Source organism: Belnapia sp. AC561, from assembly GCF_979252845.1.
The window spans coordinates 1-20,149 of record NZ_CEEDBP010000063.1 but is presented as its reverse complement, the minus strand read 5'-3'; the positions used below and the strand labels follow the sequence as shown (position 1 = coordinate 20,149).

The window sequence follows — 20,149 nt, the reverse complement described above, 5'->3', positions numbered from 1 at the left end:
GGGCATGGGCGTGTAACGGGGGTGGGGAGGGTGGGGTTGCGGCGCTCCCGGCGCAGGGCGGCGGTGGTGCGAGATACCATCCGGCAACCAGCAAGCGCTGGCCCGCCGGTTCCGGTTCGCAACAATGGACTGAATCCGCAGTTCGGGCTGCCGAGCTGAACCGCGGGTTTAAATAGATCTCGGACTGCCCAGGGAAAACTCAGGTTGAATTCGCAGCCATGTTTTAAACCGCGGCTTCGAATACATTGTATGCCAAGCAAAACAACGTGAATTGTTCTCGAATCTTATTGATAGCGAACCGGATTAAATACAACGATTTGAGCGTGCGAATTGTTGGGGAGGATGTCCTGTGGCAACGCTCGAGGTGGGACAGGAAATATTCGAAGCAACCAGGACGTTCTACAGAGGCGGATTGAAATCCGACAACAAGGCTTTCGATGAAGACACCGGTATCTCCTACTGGGATAGTTTCAAGCTGAGTTCCAGGTCCCTGGTCGGGGATCAGGACGCGATCGCCAGGCTCAAGCGGATCGACCATAATGTCCGGCTTGCTGAAAACCGCAGTAAGGGCGGCACTACGCATCTCCGGAAAGGATTTTCCGGAAAGACCCTGTGGCAAGTCGGCGAGGAATTGTATCAACAGAAACAAACCATCGCCAATTGCGGCGAAATGTCGTGCGTTGCTGCGCATATTGGGGCAATGGTCAATAAACTAAGATTAATACCTAAAGAGCATTTTTTCACGAAATGGAACAAGGGTCACCAATTCCTGGTCATAAAGGGCGATGGTCCAACAGACGATATTGATATCGTGGTCGATCCCTGGCTGAACACTTGCTGTTATTGGGGACTCTACGAGGTTTTTGCTTTGGCCAGGCTCGAGATTTGGACTGCCAAAGGCAAGAGGGTCTGGTTCAACAACAAATGGAATGTCGCCAACGATCCTGACATCAAAGGTATCTGGACGACCCTTGGTTGGAGCACCGGACCTCTGACCGATACCTGCGGCTGATCCAACCGCAGGATACCCGCATCGCCCCGCGGCCCAGGGCGGGGGGAGGGGCATGACGGCGGTCACGGCGGCGGCATGGGTGGGGTTGCGTGTGGGAAGGACGAGGGCGCTGCCCACAGGCTCCCGCCGGGAAAATGGCGAAGCCTGGCGGTGCGCCATCCTCGGTGGAATACACAACCCTTCGCACGGCGTTGGGCTAATAGCCTTCCGGGCACCGCCCGGTCGGTGCTTGTCCTCCCATCCCAGGTAAGGGGCCGCTTTTGATCGAACAGTATGGCTGGTCCGAGGCGTGGCGGCTGGCATTCGAGCCGCATGCGCGCGCCGGCCACCGGCCCGGCCGCATCATCGTCCAGCAGCGCGAAGCCAATCTGGTGATGACGGATGCCGACACCCTGAGCGCCAGGCTTTCCGGTCGCCTGCGGCACGAGGCACGGGAGGCGGGTCATCCGGCCGCGGGCGACTGGGTGGCCCTGTCGGTCAATGCCGGCGAGGGGACAGCCACCCTCCATGCCGTCCTGCCGCGCCGTACCGCCTTCGTGCGGCGGGCGGCCGATAGCGTGCAGACGCTGCAGGTCATCGCCGCCAATATCGACGTCGTCTTCGTCGTCACCTCGATGAACGCCGACCTCAATCCGCGGCGGCTCGAGCGCTTCCTCGCCGCGGCCTGGCAGAGCGGGGCGCGGCCGGTGGTGGTGCTGACCAAGGCCGACCTCAGCGAGCGGCCCGAGGATCAGGCCGCCGAGATCGCCGCGCTGGCGGCAGGCTGCCCGGTGGTGGTGGTCTCCGTGCGGCAGGGGATCGGGCTGGGCGGGCTGATGGAGCACGTCAGGCCGGGCGAGACCTGCGTGCTGATCGGCTCCTCCGGCGTCGGCAAGTCCACGCTGGTGAATGCCTTGCTGGGCGAGGAGCGGATGGCGACCAAGGACATCCGCGCGGCGGACTCCCGGGGGCGGCATACCACCAGCCATCGCCAGCTCATCCTCCTGCCGGGCGGCGGGCTGCTGCTGGATACGCCGGGCATCCGCGAAGTGGGGCTCATCGATGCGAACGAGGGGCTCAGCACGGTCTTCGACGACATCGAGGAACTGGCCCGGCATTGCCGGTTCCGCGATTGCGGGCACACCACCGAACCCGGCTGCGCGGTGCGCGAGGCGCTGGACGGGGGGCTGCTCGACGCCGACCGCTGGGCGCATTTCCAGAAGCTGGGCCGGGAACTGGCCGCGACGGCGCTGACGAAGGACCGGACGGCGCAGGAGGTCGAGCGGCGGAGGTCGGCGTCGCAGCAGAGGGCGTATCGGTCGACGAAGAAAACCTTGCAGAACCCGGAGTCCTGACGCTGCCGGGCGTGACGGCGGCGGCGGCGCGGCAAATCTCATCCGCTACGGCATAAAGCCGCGCGGCCGTGCGTTGGGTGTCTCTCGCCCGACAGGATGATGCATGACGCCGCTGAACCCCCGCCTCCTCGATACCGGCAGCCCGCCCATTCCGGAGATCCAGGCCTGGGGTGCGCGCTATGCGGGCCGGGGCGGGCTGCTGAACATGTGCCAGGCGGTGCCGTCGCATGCGCCGGCACCCGGCATGCTCGAACGCCTCGGCCGCGCGGCGGCGGATCCCGCCTTCGCCACCTATGGCCCGATCCTGGGCGAGCCGGCGCTGCGGGAGGCCTATGCCGCCGATCTCGGCGCGCTCTATGGCGGCCGGGTCGATGCCGCGGCGGTGGCCATCACCGCCGGCTGCAACCAGGCCTATTTCGTCGCCATGATGGCGCTGGCGCAGCGCGGCGACGCGGTGCTGCTGCCGACCCCCTGGTACTTCAACCACCGCATGACCCTCGACATGCTCGGCATCGAGCCGCGCCCGCTGCCCTGCCGCGCCGAGGACGGCTTCGTGCCCGACCCGGCGGCGGCGGCGGCGCTGATCGACGCGCGGGTGCGGGCCATCGTCCTGGTCACGCCGAACAACCCGACCGGTGCGATCTACCCGCCCGAGGTGATCGCCCGCTTCCATGCGCTGTGCCGGGAGCGGGGCATCTGGCTGGTGCTGGACGAGACCTACCGGGACTTCCTGCCGCCCGGCGAGGGCCCGCCGCATGGCCTGCTTGCCGGCCAGGCCTGGCCGGACAACCTCGTGCAGCTGCACAGCTTCTCGAAGTCCTTCGCCATCCCGGGGCACCGGCTCGGCGCCCTGGGCGCGCCGGCCGCGCTCTTCCCGGAATTCGGCAAGGTCATGGATTGCGTGCAAATCTGCGCCGGGCGGCCGGCCCAGACGGCGCTCGCCTGGGGGCTCGGCGCGCTGGCGGACTGGCGGGCCGCGAACCGGGCGGCGATGCAGGCCAGGGCGGCGGCCGTGCGTGCCGCCTTCGACCGCCTGCCGGGCTGGGAGCTGCAGTCGCTCGGCGCCTATTTCGCCTATGTGCGGCATCCTTTCGGGGACACCTCCGCTTGGCAGGTGGCGGAGCGGCTGGCGGCCGAGCATGGGCTGATGTGCCTGCCCGGCCCGGCCTTCGCCGGGGAGGAAGGACACCTCCGCATCGCCTTCGCCAATGTCGAAGACGCCGGCATCGTGTCGATGGAGGCGCGGCTGCGGGCGGCATCCGCCTGACCGCGCCGGGTGGTCAGGCCAGTTCGCTCAGCCCAGCCAGCCCAGCGCCCGCAGCCGCTCGCGCTCGCCGTTCAGGAAGCGGTCGCCGATATCGCCGCGCCAGCGCAGTTCGGGTGCGACGACGTTGCGGGCCCGCGCCCGCGCATCCGCCTGCGCCGCCGGCACGGTGGCACCGGTGCCGGTGACGATCATCAGGTGGCCGGAGCGGCGGCGGCCCAGCAGCTGGCCGCCCTCCATCCGCATGTCCACCAGGTGGTAGCGGTCCAGTTCCGCGCCCTCGGGCGGGCGGAGGAAGAAGACGGGCGGGTCCTCCTCCGGCGGGGAGGTCTCGGTATGGGCGGGGAAGGGCGGCACGGTCAGCACGATGGCGACGGACCAGCCCGGGCGCGCAGAGAAATGCGCCGGCGTGCCGGCCGAAGCCCCGCCGGCCATGCGGGCCAGCAGGTCGCACCAGCCATCCGGCTGCAGCGCGGCCAGCACGGCGAAGCCGGGATTGCCGAAGCGGCAGGTGAATTCCAGCGGCCAGATGCCGCGCTCGTTGACGATCAGGTTGAGGTTCACGTAGCCGACGTGCCCGGCCGCGGCGAAGCGCGGCGCGAGGCGGTCGAGCGTCGCGGCGAACAGCGGCTCCGAGCCGTCATAGGCGGCGAGGGTGCCCATCTCGCCCGTCATCTCGCCCATCTCGCCGGGGAAGAAGCGCTTGTGCTCGAAGTCGATGCAGGCCGGGCGGAGGAAGCGGCTGCCGTCGAAATAGGCGCCGACGCCGACCTCGACCCCCTCCAGCCGCTCCATCAGCAGCACCCGGCCCTCCCCGGCGCGGCGGAGCATGAAGGCGAGGTCGGCGCCCTCCGGGTGGTCGCCGACGAAGGTGGTGCGCGCGGTGTCGTCGTGCTTCAGCACGTAGCGCCCGGGATGCTGCTCGAGCCAGGCGAGGGCGAGCGCGGGATGGGCGAAGGAATGGCTCTCGGCGATGGCGAGCCCGGCTTCCCGCAGCACGGCCTGGCCGAATTCGCGCTCCTGCTCCAGCCGGTCGCCGAAGACGCTGCCGCCGACGACGCGGAAGCCCTGGGCGCGCAGCTCCTCCTGCAGCGCGCCGCGGCCGATCCGCTCGAAGAAGACGATGCCGTCCCGCCCGACCCAGTCGAGCTCCGCCCGCCAGTCGGCGATGCAGTCGATCAGCCCGCCGAAGGCCCGCTGCTCCGGCGGGTCCTCGGCGAAGACGCGGACCTCATGGCCCTCCCGGCGGAGCGACAGGTAGACATCGCCGAGATAGGCGCGAGGCCCGATGGCAAGGATCCGCATGCGTGTTCCGTCTCCGACCCCTGGCCACCCAGGCTAGCCATCACCGGTACCGGAACGCCGCATCCGTCAGGTCGATCGCCGGGAATTCGTCCTTTTCCGCCCAGTAGTCCTGGGTGTGCTGCCACTCCGGCTTGTCCAGCCGCTTCGGCAGCAGGTGCATGCCGCGCATCAGGTAGCCCGGGTTGAAGTTCTCCGGGTCGATCCAGGGCAGCAGGGGCAGGCCTTCGTCTTCGGGCCGCAGCGCCGGCGTCACCTGCTTCGCGCCGATGGCGTCCATGTGCTGCAGCAGGCGGCAGACGAAGTCGCCGACGAGGTCGGCGCGCAGCGTCCAGCTCGCGCGGAAATAGCCGAAGACCCAGCAGAGGTTGGGCACGCCGGTGAACATCATGCCGCGGTAGGTGACGGTGCTGCCGAAGTCGAGCGGCTGGCCGTCGATCTCGAATTCGATGTCGCCGAGGACGTTGAGGTTGAAGCCGGTGGCGGTGACGATGATGTCGGCCTCGAGGTGCTGGCCGGACTTGAGCTGGATGCCGCCCTCGGTGAAGCCCTCGATCTCATCCGTCACGACGGAGGCGCGGCCCTTGGCGACTTCCTGGAACAGGTCGCCGTCGGGGATGAAGGCAAGGCGCTGGCGCCAGGGGCGGTAGCCCGGAGTGAAGTGCGGGTCGACCGGGTAGTCCTTCCCGACGTAGCTCTGGACGTTGGCCAGCAGCTCCTGGCGGACGGCCTCCGGCTCCTCGAAGGTGCGGCGGGTGAAGGCGGCCTGGTCGCGCAGGATGGTGCGGCGGACGATCTCGTGGATCCAGGTCTCGTCGATGTTCAGGCTGCGGAGCTCGTCGGCGATGGCGATGGCGTTGCGGCCGGTGCGGAAGTAGGTGGGCGTGCGCTGGAGCATGGTCACATGCGCGGCCTTGGGGGCCATGGCGGGGACGACGGTGGCAGCGGTGGCGCCGGAGCCGATGACCACCACGCGCGTGCCCGAGTAGTCGAGGTCCTCCGGCCATTCCTGCGGATGGATGAGCTGGCCCTCGAACTTCTCCATGCCCGGCCATTCCGGGGTGTAGCCCTTCTCGTGCCGGTAGTAGCCCTGGCACATCCAGAGGAAGTTGGCGGTGTATTGCACCGCCTCGCCGGTGTCGCCGCGGGTCGCGGTGATGGTCCACATCTGGTGCGCGCTGGACCAGGCGGCCGAGGCGATGCGGTGGTTGTAGCGGATGTGCTGGTCGAGCCCGGCCTCGGCGATGACCTCGCCCATGTAGCGGCGGATCTCCTCGGCCGTCGCGATGGGGGCGCCGGTCCAGGGCTTGAAGCGGTAGCCGAAGGTATAGAGGTCCGAGTCCGAGCGGATGCCGGGGTATTTGTGGGTCAGCCAGGTGCCGCCGAAGCTGGCCTGGGATTCCAGGATGGCGAAGCTCTTGCCCGGGCATTGCTGCTGCAGGTGCCAGGCGCCGCCGATGCCGGAGATGCCGGCGCCGACGATCAGCACGTCGACATGGGTGGCGGGCTGGGAGACGGGGGGGCGGGCGAGGGTCGCGTTCTCGGACATTGGCTCGGACATTGGCTGGGACATGGGGGGGCGATCTTCTTCGGCTGGGGCGATGAGGCCTGGGGGCGCGAGGCGATGCTTCGTGGGGGAAGGCTATACCCGGGCGGGGGCGCAGGCCAAGCGTAGCCTGCTATCTATTGACGGCTTCCGTTCCGCCCCGGATCGGACCTAGGCTCGCCGCAACCGCCACGAGGCGGGTGTCCGGAGCGAACCGGGCGCGTGGGGAGGAATGCAGCATGCAGCGAAGGTCGTTCAATCTTGCCGTGGTGGCACTGCTGGGCAGTGCCTGGCTGCGGCCGGCGCGGGCGCAGCAGGCCGGCTGGACCGCCCTGTTCAACGGCACCAGCTTCGAGGGCTGGGACAAGCTCGGCGCGGCGAATTGGCGGGTGGAGGAGGGGATGCTGGTGGCCGACCGGGGGAACGGCTTCCTGGTCTCCAAGGCCTCCTACGGGGATTTCGAGTTGCGGGCGGAGTTCTGGGTGGATACCGCGACCAATAGCGGCATCTTCATCCGGGCGACGGACCCCGCCACCATCACCTCCGCCAATGGCTACGAGGTGAACATCTGGGACGAGCGGCCGGAGCCGAAGTACGGCACCGGGGCCATCGTCGACGTCGGCGCGGTCGATCCGATGCCGAAGGCCGGCGGGCGCTGGAACACCTTCGAGATCACCGCCAAGGGCGACCGCTTCACCGTGGTGCTGAACGGCCAGAAGACGGTGGATGGGGCACGGGACGGCAAGCATGCCTCCGGCCGGATCGCGCTGCAGCACGGCGACGGGGTGAAGGACGCCGCGGGCGTGGTGAACGACCGCGGCGTGGTCCGCTTCCGCAAGGTGGAAATCCGGACGCTGTAGCCGGAGCCATGGAGCCGGTCGACCTCGCGCTCTGCCTGGCGATCGATGTCTCGGCCAGCATCGACTACGACGAGTTCGGTCTGATGCTGGGCGGGACGGCGGCGGCGTTCCGGGACGGGGAAGTCGTCGCCGCCTGCCTCGGCGGGCCGCGCGGGGCGATCGCGGTGGCGGCGGTCTTCTGGTCCTCGGCCGGATTGCCTCACGGGGGGCCGGAGGTGGCGGTGCCCTGGATGCGGATCGCCAGCGCGGCGGCGGCGGCCGCGCTGGCCGAGGCGTTGGAGGCGGCACCGAGGCTGCCGCAACCGGGCGCCACCGCGTTGGGCCAGGGCATGGCCGCCGGCCTGGCGCTATTGGCGCGCTGCCCGGCGGAGGCGACGCGGCTGGTGCTGGATGTCTCGGGCGATGGGCGGCACAACCAGGGGCGGGCGCCGGGGCCGGTGCGGGACATCGGCGTGGCGGCCGGCGTCACCATCAACGGGCTGGCGGTGCTGAACGAGGAGCCGGACCTGCTGGAGCACTACCGGGCCGAGGTGATCGGCGGCCCCGGCAGCTTCGCCATGCACTGTGCCGATTATGCCGATTTCGCCGCGGCGATCCGGCTGAAGCTGCTGCGGGAGATCGGCGGCCTTCTCCTGTCCGGCCTGGATGCGGTATTCCACTCCGGCGTTTAGAGGTGCTCCTTCATGTTGCTGCTCATCCCCGGCCCGGTGCAGACCCGCCCGGAAACCCGTGCCGCCATGGCGCAGGATATCGCGCCCTGGGACCTCGACTTCCGCGCCGTCTATGCCGGCATCCGGGAGGATGTGCGCAAGATCGCCGGCGGGGTGGAGGGGGTGCATGCGACGCTGCCGCTGCAGGGCTGCGGGCATTTCATCATGGAAGCGGCGATCCGCACCTTCGTCCCCAGCGGCGGCAAGCTGCTGATCGCGCAGAACGGGTCCTATGCGGACCGCGCGCTGCGGCTGGCGACCGAGGCCGGACGGCAGGTCGTGACCCTGCCCGGGCCGGATACGCGGCCGGTGACGGCGGAGGAGATCGGCGCCGCGCTGGCGGCCGACCCCGGCATCACCCATGTCGCCATCGTGCACCATGAAACCGGCAGCGGCATCGTCAACGACCCGGAGGTCATCGGGCCGGTGGTGCGGGCGGCCGGGCGGCGGCTGATCCTCGACAGCGTCTCGGCCTTCGGGGCGCTGCCGGTGAACCTGGCCGAGCATCCGGAAGTGGATGTGGTGATCTTCACCTCGGGCAAGTGCCTGGAGGGGCTGCCGGGGATCGGCTTCGCCGTCGCGCGGATCGACAGCGTGCTGGCGGCGGCGGGCAATGCCGGGTCCTGGTCCTTCGACCTCTCGGATGTCTATCAGCATGCGCTGCGGGCGGGCTGGGGCAGCTTCCGCTTCACCCCGCCGGTGCAGGCGCTGGCGGCCTTCCGGGTGGCGCTGGATGCCTTCGCGCAGGAGGGCGGGCAGCCGGCGCGGCTGGCGCGCTACCGGGAGAATTGCCGGGTGCTGTATGACGGGGTGCAGGCGCTGGGGCTGACGCCCTACCTCGAGCCGCGGCACCAGGGGCCGGTGATCGTCACCGTCCACCAGCCGAGCGACCCGGCCTTCCAGCTGCAGGGCTTCGTCGATGCGCTGAAGGCGCGCGGCGTGCTGATCAGCAATTTCTACAACACCAAGGTGCCGAGCTTCCGCGTCGGCTGCGTCGGCGCCATCACGCCCGAGGATATGCGGGGTGCCGTCGCGGCGATCGGCGGGGCGCTGGAGGATCTCGGCGTCAGGCGGCGCGAGGCGGCGTGAGGAAGGTGGGGGAGGAAAGCGTTTCCTCCCCAAGCCCCAGCTTTGTTTTCTGTGGGTCTGGCGCCCGCCGCGCGGCCAGGGCCGACTCACAGAAACAGATGAGGGTCCGGGAGAATACCTTCTCCCGGCCTTTCTTCCTCAGAACCGGTACCGGACGCTGGCCCCGACCACCCAGGGATCCAGGTTCACCCGGGCATGCAGCAGCCCGGAGTTCACGCTGGCATCGGGGCGCAGGTAGATCTTCTTCACGTCGAAGTTCACCAGCCAGTTCGGCGCGACCTCGTAGTCGGCGCCGAGGTTCAGCGCATAGCCGATCGTGGTATCGACCCGGAGCTTGTTGACCGGCGCCGTCTGCGCCCCGCCATAGCCGTAGAAGAAGCTCACGTTGAGGCCGGCGCCGGCATAGGGGCTGAAGCGCGAGGCCGGGAAGGGGTGGACCTGCAGGGTCAGGGTTGGCGGCAGCACCCAGAGGTGGCCGAGGTTGACGTCGCCCAGCGCCGAGCCGCGCACGCTGACATCATGCTGGGTGCTGGCGGCGATGAGGTTCAGTGCGACCTGCGGCAGCACGAAATAGGTGGCGTCGAGCTGCGGGCTGGCGCTGTTGCTCGCCTGCGGGCGGCCGCCGATGGCATCCACATGGCCGCCGTTGCTCGGCAGCACGCCGATGGCGCCGAGGCCGAGGACCACATCGCCGGCCTGCTTGCCGCGCACCGCATCCGCGCCGAGCTGGGCGGCCGCCGGAGCCGCGATGGCGGCCGTCAGCGCCAGGGCACCGGCCAGCTTCACTAAGGTCTTGCGCATATCCCTCGCATCCGTTCCAGGCAGCCAGTGCTGCCGGGGGGACCCTAGGCGAGGGGCAAACGGAGATCGTTGCGCGAAATCAAGTTGCAGGCGAAACCTTCAGGCCGCCGCGCCAATCATGCTTTTTTCTTCTTCTTCGCGGCCTCGCCGGTCGGGTTGCCCTCGGCCGCGAGGGTGAGCAGCCGGCCGGGCAGCGCCTCCCGGATATCCGGGCGGCGCTCCTTCTCCTTCTTCCAATGCTTCTTGTCTTTCCGGGTCATTCCGCAGCCGAGGCACCAGCCGGTGGCCTCGTCGTAGCGGCAGATATCGATGCAGGGGCTTGCCATGGCGGTCATATGGGTTGGCGGGCCGGAAGGTTGCCTCCTCCGTTCGTTTGGCCCGCTTGCATGGCATCCGCCGGGACGATAAGCGCGGGTGCCAGACGCCTATGACAGAACCGGGAGGCAGCAGGCCATGGCAACCGACCTCGAGATCGCGCGGGCCGCGACGCTGCAGCCGATCGGCGCCATCGCCGCGCGCGCCGGCATCCCCGACGACGCGCTGATCCCCTACGGCAAGTACAAGGCCAAGGTGGAATTCGGCTTCCTGAAGGGGCAGGCGGCGAAGCCGGCCGGGAAGCTGGTGCTGGTCACCGGCATCAACCCGACCGCGGCCGGGGAGGGCAAGACCACCACCACGGTCGGGCTCGGCGATGCGCTGAACCGGCTCGGCACCAGGACCATGATCTGCCTGCGGGAGCCCTCGCTCGGCCCCTGCTTCGGGGTGAAGGGCGGGGCGACGGGCGGCGGCTATGCCCAGGTGCTGCCGATGGAGGACATCAACCTCCACTTCACCGGCGATTTCCACGCCATCACCAGCGCCAACAACCTGCTGGCGGCGATGATCGACAACCACATCTACTGGGGCAACAGCCTCGGCCTGGATGAGCGCCGCATCACCTGGCGGCGCGGGATGGACATGAACGACCGGGCGCTGCGCAGCACGGTCAGCTCGCTCGGCGGCGTCGCCAACGGCTTCCCGCGCGAGGACGGCTTCGACATCACGGTGGCCTCCGAGGTCATGGCGATCTTCTGCCTGGCGACCGACCTCGAAGACCTCCAGGCGCGGCTGGGCCGGATCATCGTCGGCACCACGCGGGAGGGGGCGCCGGTCACGGCGCGCGACCTGAAGGCGGATGGCGCCATGGCGGCGCTGCTGCGGGATGCGCTGGCGCCGAACCTGGTGCAGACCATCGAGGGCTCCCCGGCGCTGGTCCATGGCGGGCCGTTTGCCAATATCGCGCATGGCTGCAACAGCGTGATGGCGACCAGGCTCGGCCTGTCCCTGGCCGATGTGGTGGTGACCGAGGCCGGCTTCGGCGCCGACCTCGGGGCCGAGAAATTCCTCGACATCAAGTGCCGCAGCGCCGGGCTGGCGCCGGGGGCCTGCGTGGTCGTCGCCACCGTCCGGGCGCTGAAGATGCATGGCGGGGTGGCCAAGTCGGCGCTGGGGACGGAGGATGTGGCGGCGCTCAGGCGGGGCATCGTGAACCTCGCCCGTCACGTCGAGAACATGCAGAAATTCGGCCTGCCGGTGGTGGTGGCGCTGAATGCCTTCACCAGCGATACCCCGGCCGAGATCGCCGCGGTGCGGGAGGCGATGGCCGCGCTGGGGACCGAGGCGGTGCATTGCACCCATTGGGCCGATGGCGGGGCCGGGGCGACCGACCTCGCCCAGGCGGTGCTGCGCCGGCTGGAGGCGGGGGAGGCCCGATTCGCGCCGATCTATCCGAATGCCATGCCGCTGGCGGAGAAGCTGCGCACCATCGCGCGGGAGGTCTATCGCGCGGCGGACGTGCAGATTCCGGCGGCGGTCGCGGCGAAGTTGAAGCGCTTCGAGGAGCAGGGCTTCGGCCATGTGCCGGTCTGCATCGCCAAGACCCAGTACAGCTTCAGCGCCGACCCGACGGCGCTCGGCGCCCCCAGCGGCCATGTGCTGCCGGTGCGGGAGGTGCGGCTTTCCGCCGGTGCGGGCTTCGTCGTCGCGATCTGCGGCGAGATCATGACCATGCCCGGCCTGCCCCGCCGGCCAGCGGCGGAAACCATTGGGTTGAATGCCGAAGGTGGCATTGAAGGCTTGTTTTAAGGCTGCTTTCACAGCGACTTGGCCACCGCTGCCGCTTTCCCACGCAAGCGTGCAGCCGTGTTCCTGGCGCTACACGCAAGGGTGTCTCTGGCCCTGTGCACTGCAGCGCAGCCTTCGTTTAGTGTCCGCCCCCGACGCAACGTCTTGGGCTCAGGGGGCTACCGGTACCGCATGCAGGACGATAGGGCGCCCGAGGCGGACGCACTCGCGACCGCGATCGCCGCCGAAATACCCCGTCTCAGGCGTTTCGCCCGCGTCCTGACGCGCGGCGGGGACCAGGCGGACGATCTCGTGCAGGAGACGCTGCTGCGGGCCATCACGGCCCAGGCTCAGTTCGAGCCGGGGACGAACCTGCGTGCCTGGCTCTTCACCATCCTGCGCCATGCGCGGGCGGCGGCGGCCCGGCGGGCGGCGCGCAGCCCGATCATGGAGGCGGAGACGCTGCCGGAATCCGCCGTCTCCGGCGGGCAGGAGGAACGGCAGGCGATGCGGGACGTGGCCACGGCCTTCCGCCAGCTGGCCAGCATCCATCGCGAGGCGCTGTGGCTGGTGGTGGTGGAGGGGCTGGACTATGCCGAGGCGGCGCGGATCCTGAACGTGCCGCCGGGCACGCTGCGGTCCCGCCTGTCCCGCGCGCGGGAAGCGCTGCGGCAGGGAATCGGGCTGGAGCCGGGCGAGGAGGGTAGCACCTAGGGGCTGCGCCAGCCTCGCCGAAACCGGCCCTAGGGCCTGGGCGGTTCCCGCAGGATGCGGAGCAGGCGGTCCGGCACGGGGTCGTGCAGGACGGCGTCATGCGCCTCGGTCAGCGCCCGGCGGAGCCAGGCATCGAAGGACACATCATCCGAGGGCATCGACATCGGCAGATGCGGCTGGGGCTTCGGGAGCGTGATCAACATCGAGGAATTAAGTGCAGAACCGGTCGACGGTTCCGCCCCGGAGTCCGCTTTGGACGCGACTGTGGCTTCAGGCTTCGCTGTCATGCGGGGAAACCGGGGAATAACGGGCGGGGGAGGGGTAGCGCCAGTCAACCTAGAGGTGTGATTCTGTGCCCGCAAGCACAGAGATTTGATGGTGCATATTATATATTGGAGGTGTGGCGTTGCCGCCAGGGCCCGCGCCTTGCATGGTGCGGCATGGCCGCCAGACCTTCCCCGACCGACCCGGAATCCCTGCTGCGGGAGGGTGCCTCGCGCCATGCGGCGGGCGACCTGGCGGCGGCGGAACGGCTGTACCGCCAGGTGCTGAAGGCGATGCCGGAGGAGCCGAATGCCCACAACCTGCTGGGCGTGCTGGCGCGGCAGCGTGGCGACGTGGCCGGAGCGCTGCGGCATACCGAACGGGCCCTGGCACGGCAGCCGGAGGTGCCGGCCTTCCTGGCCAACCGGGGCGCGGCGCTGGCCGAGGCCGGGCGGCTGGCGGAGGCGGTGACGGCGCTGCGGGCGGCACTGGCGCGGCGGCCGGAGGATGCGGTGGCCCTGCGCAACCTGGGCCAGGCCCTGTGCGCCATGGGCGATGCCCGGGCGGCGCTGGCGCCGCTGGCCGAAGCGGTGCGGCTTTCCCCCGCGGCACCCGAGCCGCATCTGGCGCTGGCCCATGCCCGGCGGGAATCCGGCGATGCCGCAGGTGCCGCGGCGGCGGCTGAGGCGGCCCTGGCCCATGCGGGGGAGGGACCGCTGGCGGCCCAGGCGCGCTTCCTGCTGGCGGCGCTGGGCCGCGGGGTGGCGCCGGACCGGGCGCCGGCCGGCTATGTGCGCGACCTCTTCGATCAATTCGCCCCGCGCTTCGAGGCGGAGCTGACCGGGGCGCTGGGCTATGCGACTCCGGCGCTGCTGGCCGGGCTGCTGGAGGCGGCGGGGGTGGCGCCGGCGCGGGCGCTGAAGGTGCTCGACCTCGGCTGCGGCACCGGGCTTTCGGGGGTGGCGCTGGCACCCTTCGCGCGGCGGCTGGAAGGGCTGGACCTTTCGCCGCGGATGCTGGCGGAGGCACGCAAGCGGGGCCTCTACGACGCGCTGTACGAGGCCGACCTGCTGGACTGGCTGCCGGGGCGGTCCAGGGAGCTAGGGGGCGCCTTCGGGCTTGTGGCGGCGGCGGATGTGCTGAACTACCTCGGCGACCTCGGCCCGGCGCTGGCGGCGATCGCCGGGGCGCTGGCGCCGGGCGGGCGGGCGGCCTTCTCGGTGGAGGCGGGGACGGGCGCGCCCTTCGCCCTGGGGGAGGCGATGCGCTTCCGCCACGACCCGGCGCATGTGGTGGCGCTGGCCGCGGCGGCGGGGCTGTCGCTCGTGGCGGAGCGCGCCGCCACGCTGCGGACCGAGAAGGGCGTGCCGGTCGCCGGCGCGCTGTTCGTCTTCAGCCGGCCAAAGGGATAATGACTAGATGACCCGGGCCTCGGCCATCAGCTTGCGGAGCTTGGCGTTGTCCTTCGCCCCGGCCTCGACCGCGGCGATGGTGGTCGCCTCGGCGGCGCGGACGGCATCGAGCGCGGTCAGCACCGTCTCGGCGATCTCGAGCGGGACGACGACCACGCCATCGGCATCGCCGACGATGATGTCGCCGGATTTCACCGCGAGGCCGCCGCAGACGATGGGAGCGCCGACCACGCCGGGGCCATTGGCGGCGGGGGAGGTCGGGACGATGCCGGCGGCGAAGACCGGCATGCCGACGGCGAGGATGCCGGCCTTGTCGCGGGCCAGGCCCTCGGTGACGAAGGCGGCGATGCCGATGTTCTGCATCATGCCGGCGACGATGTCGCCGAAGACGGCGGCGCCGCGGTAGCTGTCGTTGGCCACCACCACCACGTCGCCGGGCTGCGCCTCCCCCATGGCGCCGTAGACGCCGACGATATCGGCGGGATAGGCGAAGACGGTCAGGGCCGGGCCGACGAAGGCGGCCCGGGCGGGATCGAGCGGCTTGATCTGCCAGTCCATGGCGCCGCGGCCGGCCATGGCATCCACGAGGTGGGAGGTCTGGGCGCCGCGGAAGCGGTCCAGCAGCGCCGCATCCGGGCGGCGATGGCCGCGGTGCAGGGTGAGCAGCGGCGGGTTGTCGAGCATGGCGGAGCCTCCCGGAGGGTGTTCCGGGCAGCTTCGCCGGGGTGGCCAAGGGGTGCAAGGCGGGCGGCAAGCGATCAGCGGCGGGGGCGGCTGCCGGTCCAGAGGTTTTCCGGGTTGATCTGGTGCGGCAGGATCAGCACCTCCCCCCGCGCGGTGCAGGGCTTCACCCGGCGGGCCGGGATATCGGACAGCAGGGCGAGCGGCGCGCCCTTGGGCACGGAATAGCCGGCGACGACGATGGTCAGGCGGCCCGCGGCATCGACCGATTTGACCCGGCCCCAGTCGCCGGCCTTGCCCTGGGCCAGGGCGCCGGGTTCCGGCGCATGCAGCATCACCATGTCGCCGGGCTCGTAGCCGGCGACGAAGGCTTCTCCATTCGGGCTGTGGCCGAGCTTCATTGGGGACTCCTTCGCGGCGGAGCCTGACGGACCCCGGTTAGCGAAGGGTGAAGCGGGCGAGCGCGCGATCGTCTGGGGTGGAATCACCGCAAGACGTGGATCGCGCGATGCAACAAATGGCTAGTCCGCGTAGATCATCTTGCGGGTCATGCCGCCATCGGTGAGGAATTCGGCGCCGGTGACGAAGCCGCTCTCGGGGCCGACCAGCCAGGCGACCAGCGATGCCACATCCTCCGGCCGGCCGACGCGGCCGGCGGGGTGCTGGGTATGGTCCTCCGGCCGCAGCGGGTCCGTCCCGGTATCGATCCAGCCGGGGCTGACGCAATTGGCGCGGACATCGGGGCCGAGGCTGATCGCCAGCGCATGGGTCAGCGCCAGCAGCCCGCCCTTGGTGGCGCTGTAGCTTTCGGTATTCGGCTCCGACTGATGGGCGCGGCTGGAGGCGATGGTGACGATGGCGCCGCGGGCGGTGCGCAGCAGGCCCTCCGCCGCGCGGGCCAGCAGGAAGGTGCTGGTCAGGTTGGTGGCGAGCACCGCGTTCCACTCGCCGAGCGTCAGCGCGCCGAGCGGCTTGCGGATCATGAAGCCGGCGTTGCAGACCAGGGCGTCGAGCCGGCCCTCGCGGTCGGCGATGCCCTGGACCAGGCGGGTGACCTCCGTCTCCTCGCCGATGTCGGCGGTGACGTTGCGGGCATGGCCGCCAGGGAGGTTGGTCGGGAGGTCGGCCGCGTCGCGGTCGGCGACGACGACGTGCCAGCCGTCCCGCAGCAGCCGCACCGCCACGGCATGGCCGATCCCGCGGGCGCCGCCGGTGACCAGGGCGACGGGGTGGTGCGTGGGCATCGGCGCCATCTCCTTCTGCGGTGCCAGATTCTGCAACGCCGGCAAAAACGCCGGTGGCGGGGCGGGTTTCCGAATGGCCGAAGCGGGGTAGCATGATCGCGAAGACGCCGAGGGGGAAACGCCGATGACCACGCCGCTGCTATTCACGCCCATGACCATCCGGGGGGTGACCCTGAAGAACCGTGCCGTGGTGGCGCCGATGCACCAGTATGCCGCGGTGCGCGGCTTCGCCACCGACTGGCACCTGATGAATGCCGGGCGCTATGCCGCCGGCGGCGCCGGCCTCGTCATCATGGAGAGCACCAAGGTGGAGCGGCGCGGCTCCGGCACCGTCGGCGACCTCGGCCTCTGGGACGATGCGCATATCCCGGGGCTGGCACGCTGCGTGGAGTTCATCAAGACGCATGGCTCGGTGGCGGGCATCCAGCTCGGCCATTCCGGGCGGAAGGCGCGGCGGTTCCGGCCCTGGGAGGGCGGGCGGCCGCTGGTCCGCACCGATGCGGTGGAGGCCGAGGCGGGCCCCTGGGAGGAGTGGGAGCTGGTGGCGCCTTCCGCCGTCAACAGCCCCGACAGCGACCCGGTGCCGCGCGGCCTGACCCGGGCGGAGGTGCAGGCGCTGGTCGGGGCTTGGGCCGATGCGGCGCGGCGGGCGGATCAGGCGGGCTTCGAGATGCTCGAGATCCATGGCGCGCATGGCTACCTGATCCACCAGTTCCTCTCGCCCTTCAGCAACCTGCGCAACGACGATTACGGCGGCAGCGAACTCAACCGGATGCGCTTCTGCCTCGAGATCGTGGAAGCCGTGCGGGCGGTCTGGCCGCAGCACAAGCCGCTGTTCCTGCGGCTGTCGGTGGATGACGATGCGGGCTGGGACCCGGATGCCTCCTCGCGCCTGTCCGCCCTGGTGAAGGCCAAGGGGGTGGATGTGATCGACTGCTCCTCGGGCGGGATGCGGGGCGCGCCGGTGGTGAGTGCCGGGCCGATCACCTATGGCTACCAGGTGCCCTATGCGACCAAGATCAAGCGGGAGACCGGCATCCTGACCATGGCGGTCGGGCTGATCGTCCATGCCGACCAAGCGGAGGGCATCCTGCAGCGCGGCGAGGCCGACCTGATCGCCCTGGCGCGGGAGCTGCTCTACAACCCGAACTGGCCGATGGATGCGGCGCAGAAGCTGGGCGTGGACCCGGAATTCGCGCTGGTGCCGCCGCCCCAGGCCTATTGGCTGGAGAAGCGGGCGCGGCAGGTGAAGGACATGGTGCCGAGCACCTACCGGGAGACGCTGGGGGCCTAAGCCCGGCCCCGGGGGCTCAGAGCCAGGGGCCGGTATCCGGGGATTGCTGGGTGGTATTCCAGTCCTCCGTGGGACTGGCGATATCGGTCTGGGCGGGGGCCTGGTTGGATGCCCCCGTTCCGGCCTCCCAGGTGAGCAGGGCGTCGAAGCTGCCGTTCCACCATTGGCCGGTCGCCTCGTTGTAGTGGGTCATGGCGGCCCCGATGGCATTCCAGTCGATGCTGGCCGTGTTCCCCGGGCTGTCGGACATCGCGCCGGAGTCGTGCGTGCCGGAGCTTGGAGTTTCGGAATCCGGCGTGGCGGAGGGCTTCGCCACGGTCTGGCTGGCGGGGCGGAAGTCCACGCCGTCGAGGTCGGTGACCGGGGCGCCGACATCCTTCAGGATGGCCAGGTCAAGGTTGGAGATCTCGTAGGTCCGGCCGCTGAAATAGACGCCGGTCATCAGGTCATGCACCAGCACGTCGCTCAGGCCATTGGCCAGGTGATAGAAGTTCTCCGTGTCGCTCGTCGTCGTCAGCGGCACGGCGCCGCCGTAGATGCGCTCCGCGGTCGGGCCGGTGAAGAAGGCGCTGCCATCGGCGTGACGGTCGATGAAGGTGTCGAAGGCGGTCATGTAGGTGCCGTTCGACAGGGCCACGCCATCGTTCTGGATATAGCCGGTCATGCCGAAGGCATGCTGCAGCTCGTGGCGGAAGACCGAGGCGGCGTCCACGCGGCCGTCCGGCACCGGGTCGTCGCCGAAGTGCAGCACGGGCAGGTAGGCCCGGTCGAGATTGATGGTGATGTCGGAGGCCGTGCCCTGCCGGTGCTGGCCGGTGAGCAGCGTATCGATGCTGCCGAGCTGCACCAGCGTCTGGCCGCCCGCGGTCAGGCCATTCGTCAGGAAGATCGTGCTCGAGCCATCGGCGCGCGAGGCGCCGGCATCGCCGATATTGAGCTGGGTGACCAGGGTGCCCTTGCCGCTCATGTGGCCGGAGAAGTCGGCCAGGGCCTCGTTCAGGGCCGAGACGAGCCGGTCCTCGTCGGGATACCCAATGGTATCGTTGATATTGACGCTGTAGTTGAAAGACATGTCGCACCCCTGGATAGTAATGGGGGTTACAAGACTTTCGGTAACGCGGCGATGCCCCGCATTCCGGGCAAATCATGCTTCAAGAACCGGTGATGACAACAACCGGTCGCGGTGGTTATTGGCCTGCGCGGCCATTTTTGCGGTCGATGCCGATTCGTTCTGGCAAAGCGCCGACCGTCCCGTCTCGAGGCATGCCCATCGTCTCGCTGGCGGCATCCCGGAGGGCCGCCCGCCGCGCGGTTCCCACGAAGCACCGGCCTCAGTCGACGCGGATGCCCTCGGCGGCGACCAGGGCGGCGATGCGGATGCGCTGTTCCGCCACGAAACCGGCCAGCGCCGCGGGGCCTGCGCCGACCACCTCGAGGCCGAGGGTCTGCAGCCTTTCCCGCACCATCGGGTCGCGCAGCCCGGCATGCGCGGCCTCCGCCAGGCGGGCGATGACCGGCGCGGGCGTGCCGGCGGGGACGAACAGGGCCTGCCATTCGGTCATGGCGAAGCCGGGGAAGCCCTGCTCGGCGACGGTCGGGACCTCCGGGAAGCCGGGCAGCCGGTGGGCGCCGGAAACCGCCAGCGCCCGCAGCCGGCCGTCCCGCACCAGGCCGGCGGCGGCGGGGATGCTGATGAAGGTGAAGAGCACGTCGCCCGAGAGCATGGCCTGCACCTGCAGCGGGCTGCCGCGATAGGGGATGTGCTGGGCGGTGACGCCGGCTTGGCGCAGCAGGGTGACCGAGGAGAAGTGGGAGGCGGTGCCGCTGCCGGAGGAGGCATAGGGCAGCGGCGCCGGGGCCGCGCGGAGATGGGCGACGAGGGCGGCCAGGGTGGCCGGCCCGCCATCCGCCCGGACCACCAGCATGCTGGGCCCGGCGGTGAGCTGGGTGACCGGGGCGAAGGCGGTGGCGTAGTCGAAGGGCAGGCCCTGCATCAGCGCCGGATTGGCCGCCTGGGAACTGGCATCGCCGAGGATGGTATAGCCATCCGGCGCCGCCTGGGCGACGGCGGCGGCGCCGATCGAGCCGGCGGCGCCGGCGCGGTTCTCGATGACCACGGGCTGGCCGAGGGCGGCCTGCATCGGCGCGGCGATGAGGCGCATCGGTGCATCGACGCTGCCGCCGGCCGGCCAGGCGACGATGATGCGGAGCGGCCGGCTGGGCCAGGCGGGCGTCTGGGCCGATGCCGGGGTCGCGGCGGCGGCGGCGAGCGCCAGTGCCGAGCGTCGTCCGATGCTGCGCCGCATGTCGCCCCCCTGCTGCTGGCCCCTGCCTGCTGGCCCCTGCCCGCCGCGGCATCATGCCGGTGGCGCAGCGGTCCCGCCAAGCCCTGCGAGGTCGGGCGACGGCGGAGGCAGGCTCCCCACGGCCGGGCTGAGTGATATCGTGCGGCCGGGATGGGGCGCCAGCCGCCCGGCCTTGGGGCTATACTGCGGCCATGCCCGCGCGCCGCCCCGCCC

20 protein-coding genes are annotated in these 20,149 nt (G+C 70.3%); 10 read left to right on the top strand and 10 right to left on the bottom strand.

Features of this window, described 5'->3' with window-relative positions:
• Positions 1–349: 349 nt before the first annotated feature.
• The 3 genes from AC0IW9_RS28820 (at position 350) to AC0IW9_RS28810 (ending at position 3,613) form a co-directional block, all read left to right on the top strand.
• Entirely contained in the window at positions 350–1,012 is a 663-nt protein-coding gene (locus AC0IW9_RS28820) for a hypothetical protein (RefSeq protein WP_471651750.1), read from the top strand.
• A gap of 260 nt (positions 1,013–1,272) precedes the next feature.
• Positions 1,273–2,346, top strand: coding sequence for a ribosome small subunit-dependent GTPase A (rsgA, locus tag AC0IW9_RS28815; protein WP_471651749.1), 1,074 nt, complete (start codon positions 1,273–1,275; stop codon positions 2,344–2,346).
• A gap of 103 nt (positions 2,347–2,449) precedes the next feature.
• Complete coding sequence (locus AC0IW9_RS28810; RefSeq protein WP_471651748.1) at positions 2,450–3,613, top strand: aminotransferase; 1,164 nt, start codon at positions 2,450–2,452, stop codon at positions 3,611–3,613.
• A 27-nt stretch (positions 3,614–3,640) separates the two neighbouring features.
• Here AC0IW9_RS28810 and AC0IW9_RS28805 read toward each other — a convergent pair whose 3' ends face one another.
• Positions 3,641–4,915, bottom strand: coding sequence for a hypothetical protein (locus AC0IW9_RS28805; RefSeq protein WP_471651747.1), 1,275 nt, complete (start codon positions 4,913–4,915; stop codon positions 3,641–3,643).
• A 40-nt stretch (positions 4,916–4,955) separates the two neighbouring features.
• Positions 4,956–6,485 carry a flavin-containing monooxygenase gene (locus tag AC0IW9_RS28800; protein WP_471651746.1) on the bottom strand — a complete coding sequence of 510 codons (1,530 nt, stop codon included), beginning with the start codon at positions 6,483–6,485 and terminating at the stop codon, positions 4,956–4,958.
• A gap of 212 nt (positions 6,486–6,697) precedes the next feature.
• Here AC0IW9_RS28800 and AC0IW9_RS28795 point away from each other — a divergent pair, with 212 nt between their 5' ends.
• Genes AC0IW9_RS28795 through AC0IW9_RS28785 form a run of 3 tightly spaced genes read left to right on the top strand, consistent with a single transcriptional unit; the run spans position 6,698 to position 9,117 of the window.
• Entirely contained in the window at positions 6,698–7,318 is a 621-nt protein-coding gene (locus tag AC0IW9_RS28795; protein WP_471651745.1) for a 3-keto-disaccharide hydrolase, read from the top strand.
• Positions 7,319–7,326: 8 nt separating this feature from the next.
• Positions 7,327–7,989, top strand: coding sequence for a DUF1194 domain-containing protein (locus AC0IW9_RS28790; RefSeq protein ID WP_471651744.1), 663 nt, complete (start codon positions 7,327–7,329; stop codon positions 7,987–7,989).
• Between the two features lie 12 nt (positions 7,990–8,001).
• Entirely contained in the window at positions 8,002–9,117 is a 1,116-nt protein-coding gene (locus tag AC0IW9_RS28785) for a 2-aminoethylphosphonate--pyruvate transaminase (protein ID WP_471651743.1), read from the top strand.
• A 138-nt stretch (positions 9,118–9,255) separates the two neighbouring features.
• Here AC0IW9_RS28785 and AC0IW9_RS28780 read toward each other — a convergent pair whose 3' ends face one another.
• Together AC0IW9_RS28780 and AC0IW9_RS28775 are read right to left on the bottom strand one after the other, a co-directional pair.
• On the bottom strand, positions 9,256–9,918 hold the full coding sequence (locus AC0IW9_RS28780) for an OmpW/AlkL family protein (protein ID WP_471651742.1): 663 nt from the start codon (positions 9,916–9,918) through the stop codon (positions 9,256–9,258).
• 116 nt (positions 9,919–10,034) lie between these two features.
• The gene (locus tag AC0IW9_RS28775) at positions 10,035–10,253 is read right to left on the bottom strand and encodes a DUF1289 domain-containing protein (protein WP_471651741.1); all 219 of its coding nucleotides are present in this window, start codon (positions 10,251–10,253) and stop codon (positions 10,035–10,037) included.
• A gap of 118 nt (positions 10,254–10,371) precedes the next feature.
• On the opposite strand from AC0IW9_RS28775, the gene AC0IW9_RS28770 reads away from it, so the two are divergent.
• Both AC0IW9_RS28770 and AC0IW9_RS28765 read left to right on the top strand, forming a co-directional pair.
• Complete coding sequence (locus AC0IW9_RS28770) at positions 10,372–12,042, top strand: formate--tetrahydrofolate ligase (protein WP_471651740.1); 1,671 nt, start codon at positions 10,372–10,374, stop codon at positions 12,040–12,042.
• A gap of 171 nt (positions 12,043–12,213) precedes the next feature.
• The gene (locus AC0IW9_RS28765) at positions 12,214–12,735 is read left to right on the top strand and encodes a sigma-70 family RNA polymerase sigma factor (RefSeq protein ID WP_471651739.1); all 522 of its coding nucleotides are present in this window, start codon (positions 12,214–12,216) and stop codon (positions 12,733–12,735) included.
• Between the two features lie 29 nt (positions 12,736–12,764).
• On the opposite strand, the gene AC0IW9_RS28760 is transcribed toward AC0IW9_RS28765, so the two are convergent.
• Entirely contained in the window at positions 12,765–12,938 is a 174-nt protein-coding gene (locus AC0IW9_RS28760; protein ID WP_471651738.1) for a hypothetical protein, read from the bottom strand.
• Positions 12,939–13,175: 237 nt separating this feature from the next.
• Between AC0IW9_RS28760 and AC0IW9_RS28755 the strand changes: the two genes are divergently transcribed.
• Entirely contained in the window at positions 13,176–14,411 is a 1,236-nt protein-coding gene (locus tag AC0IW9_RS28755) for a class I SAM-dependent DNA methyltransferase (RefSeq protein WP_471651737.1), read from the top strand.
• A gap of 3 nt (positions 14,412–14,414) precedes the next feature.
• Here the strand turns inward: AC0IW9_RS28755 and AC0IW9_RS28750 are convergent, their stop codons facing one another.
• From AC0IW9_RS28750 to AC0IW9_RS28740, 3 genes are all read right to left on the bottom strand, one after another.
• Positions 14,415–15,095 (bottom strand): RraA family protein, encoded by a 681-nt coding sequence (locus AC0IW9_RS28750; RefSeq protein WP_471651736.1) that lies wholly within the window; start codon positions 15,093–15,095, stop codon positions 14,415–14,417.
• 74 nt (positions 15,096–15,169) lie between these two features.
• The gene (locus AC0IW9_RS28745; protein WP_471651735.1) at positions 15,170–15,493 is read right to left on the bottom strand and encodes a hypothetical protein; all 324 of its coding nucleotides are present in this window, start codon (positions 15,491–15,493) and stop codon (positions 15,170–15,172) included.
• Between the two features lie 120 nt (positions 15,494–15,613).
• Positions 15,614–16,336: an SDR family oxidoreductase gene (locus tag AC0IW9_RS28740; protein ID WP_471651734.1), complete on the bottom strand. Its 723-nt coding sequence runs from the start codon at positions 16,334–16,336 to the stop codon at positions 15,614–15,616.
• 124 nt (positions 16,337–16,460) lie between these two features.
• On the opposite strand from AC0IW9_RS28740, the gene AC0IW9_RS28735 reads away from it, so the two are divergent.
• Positions 16,461–17,630: an NADH:flavin oxidoreductase/NADH oxidase gene (locus AC0IW9_RS28735; RefSeq protein ID WP_471651733.1), complete on the top strand. Its 1,170-nt coding sequence runs from the start codon at positions 16,461–16,463 to the stop codon at positions 17,628–17,630.
• A 16-nt stretch (positions 17,631–17,646) separates the two neighbouring features.
• On the opposite strand, the gene AC0IW9_RS28730 is transcribed toward AC0IW9_RS28735, so the two are convergent.
• Positions 17,647–18,702, bottom strand: coding sequence for a hypothetical protein (locus AC0IW9_RS28730; RefSeq protein WP_471651732.1), 1,056 nt, complete (start codon positions 18,700–18,702; stop codon positions 17,647–17,649).
• Between the two features lie 259 nt (positions 18,703–18,961).
• Entirely contained in the window at positions 18,962–19,936 is a 975-nt protein-coding gene (locus AC0IW9_RS28725) for a Bug family tripartite tricarboxylate transporter substrate binding protein (RefSeq protein ID WP_471651731.1), read from the bottom strand.
• Positions 19,937–20,149: the final 213 nt, after the last annotated feature.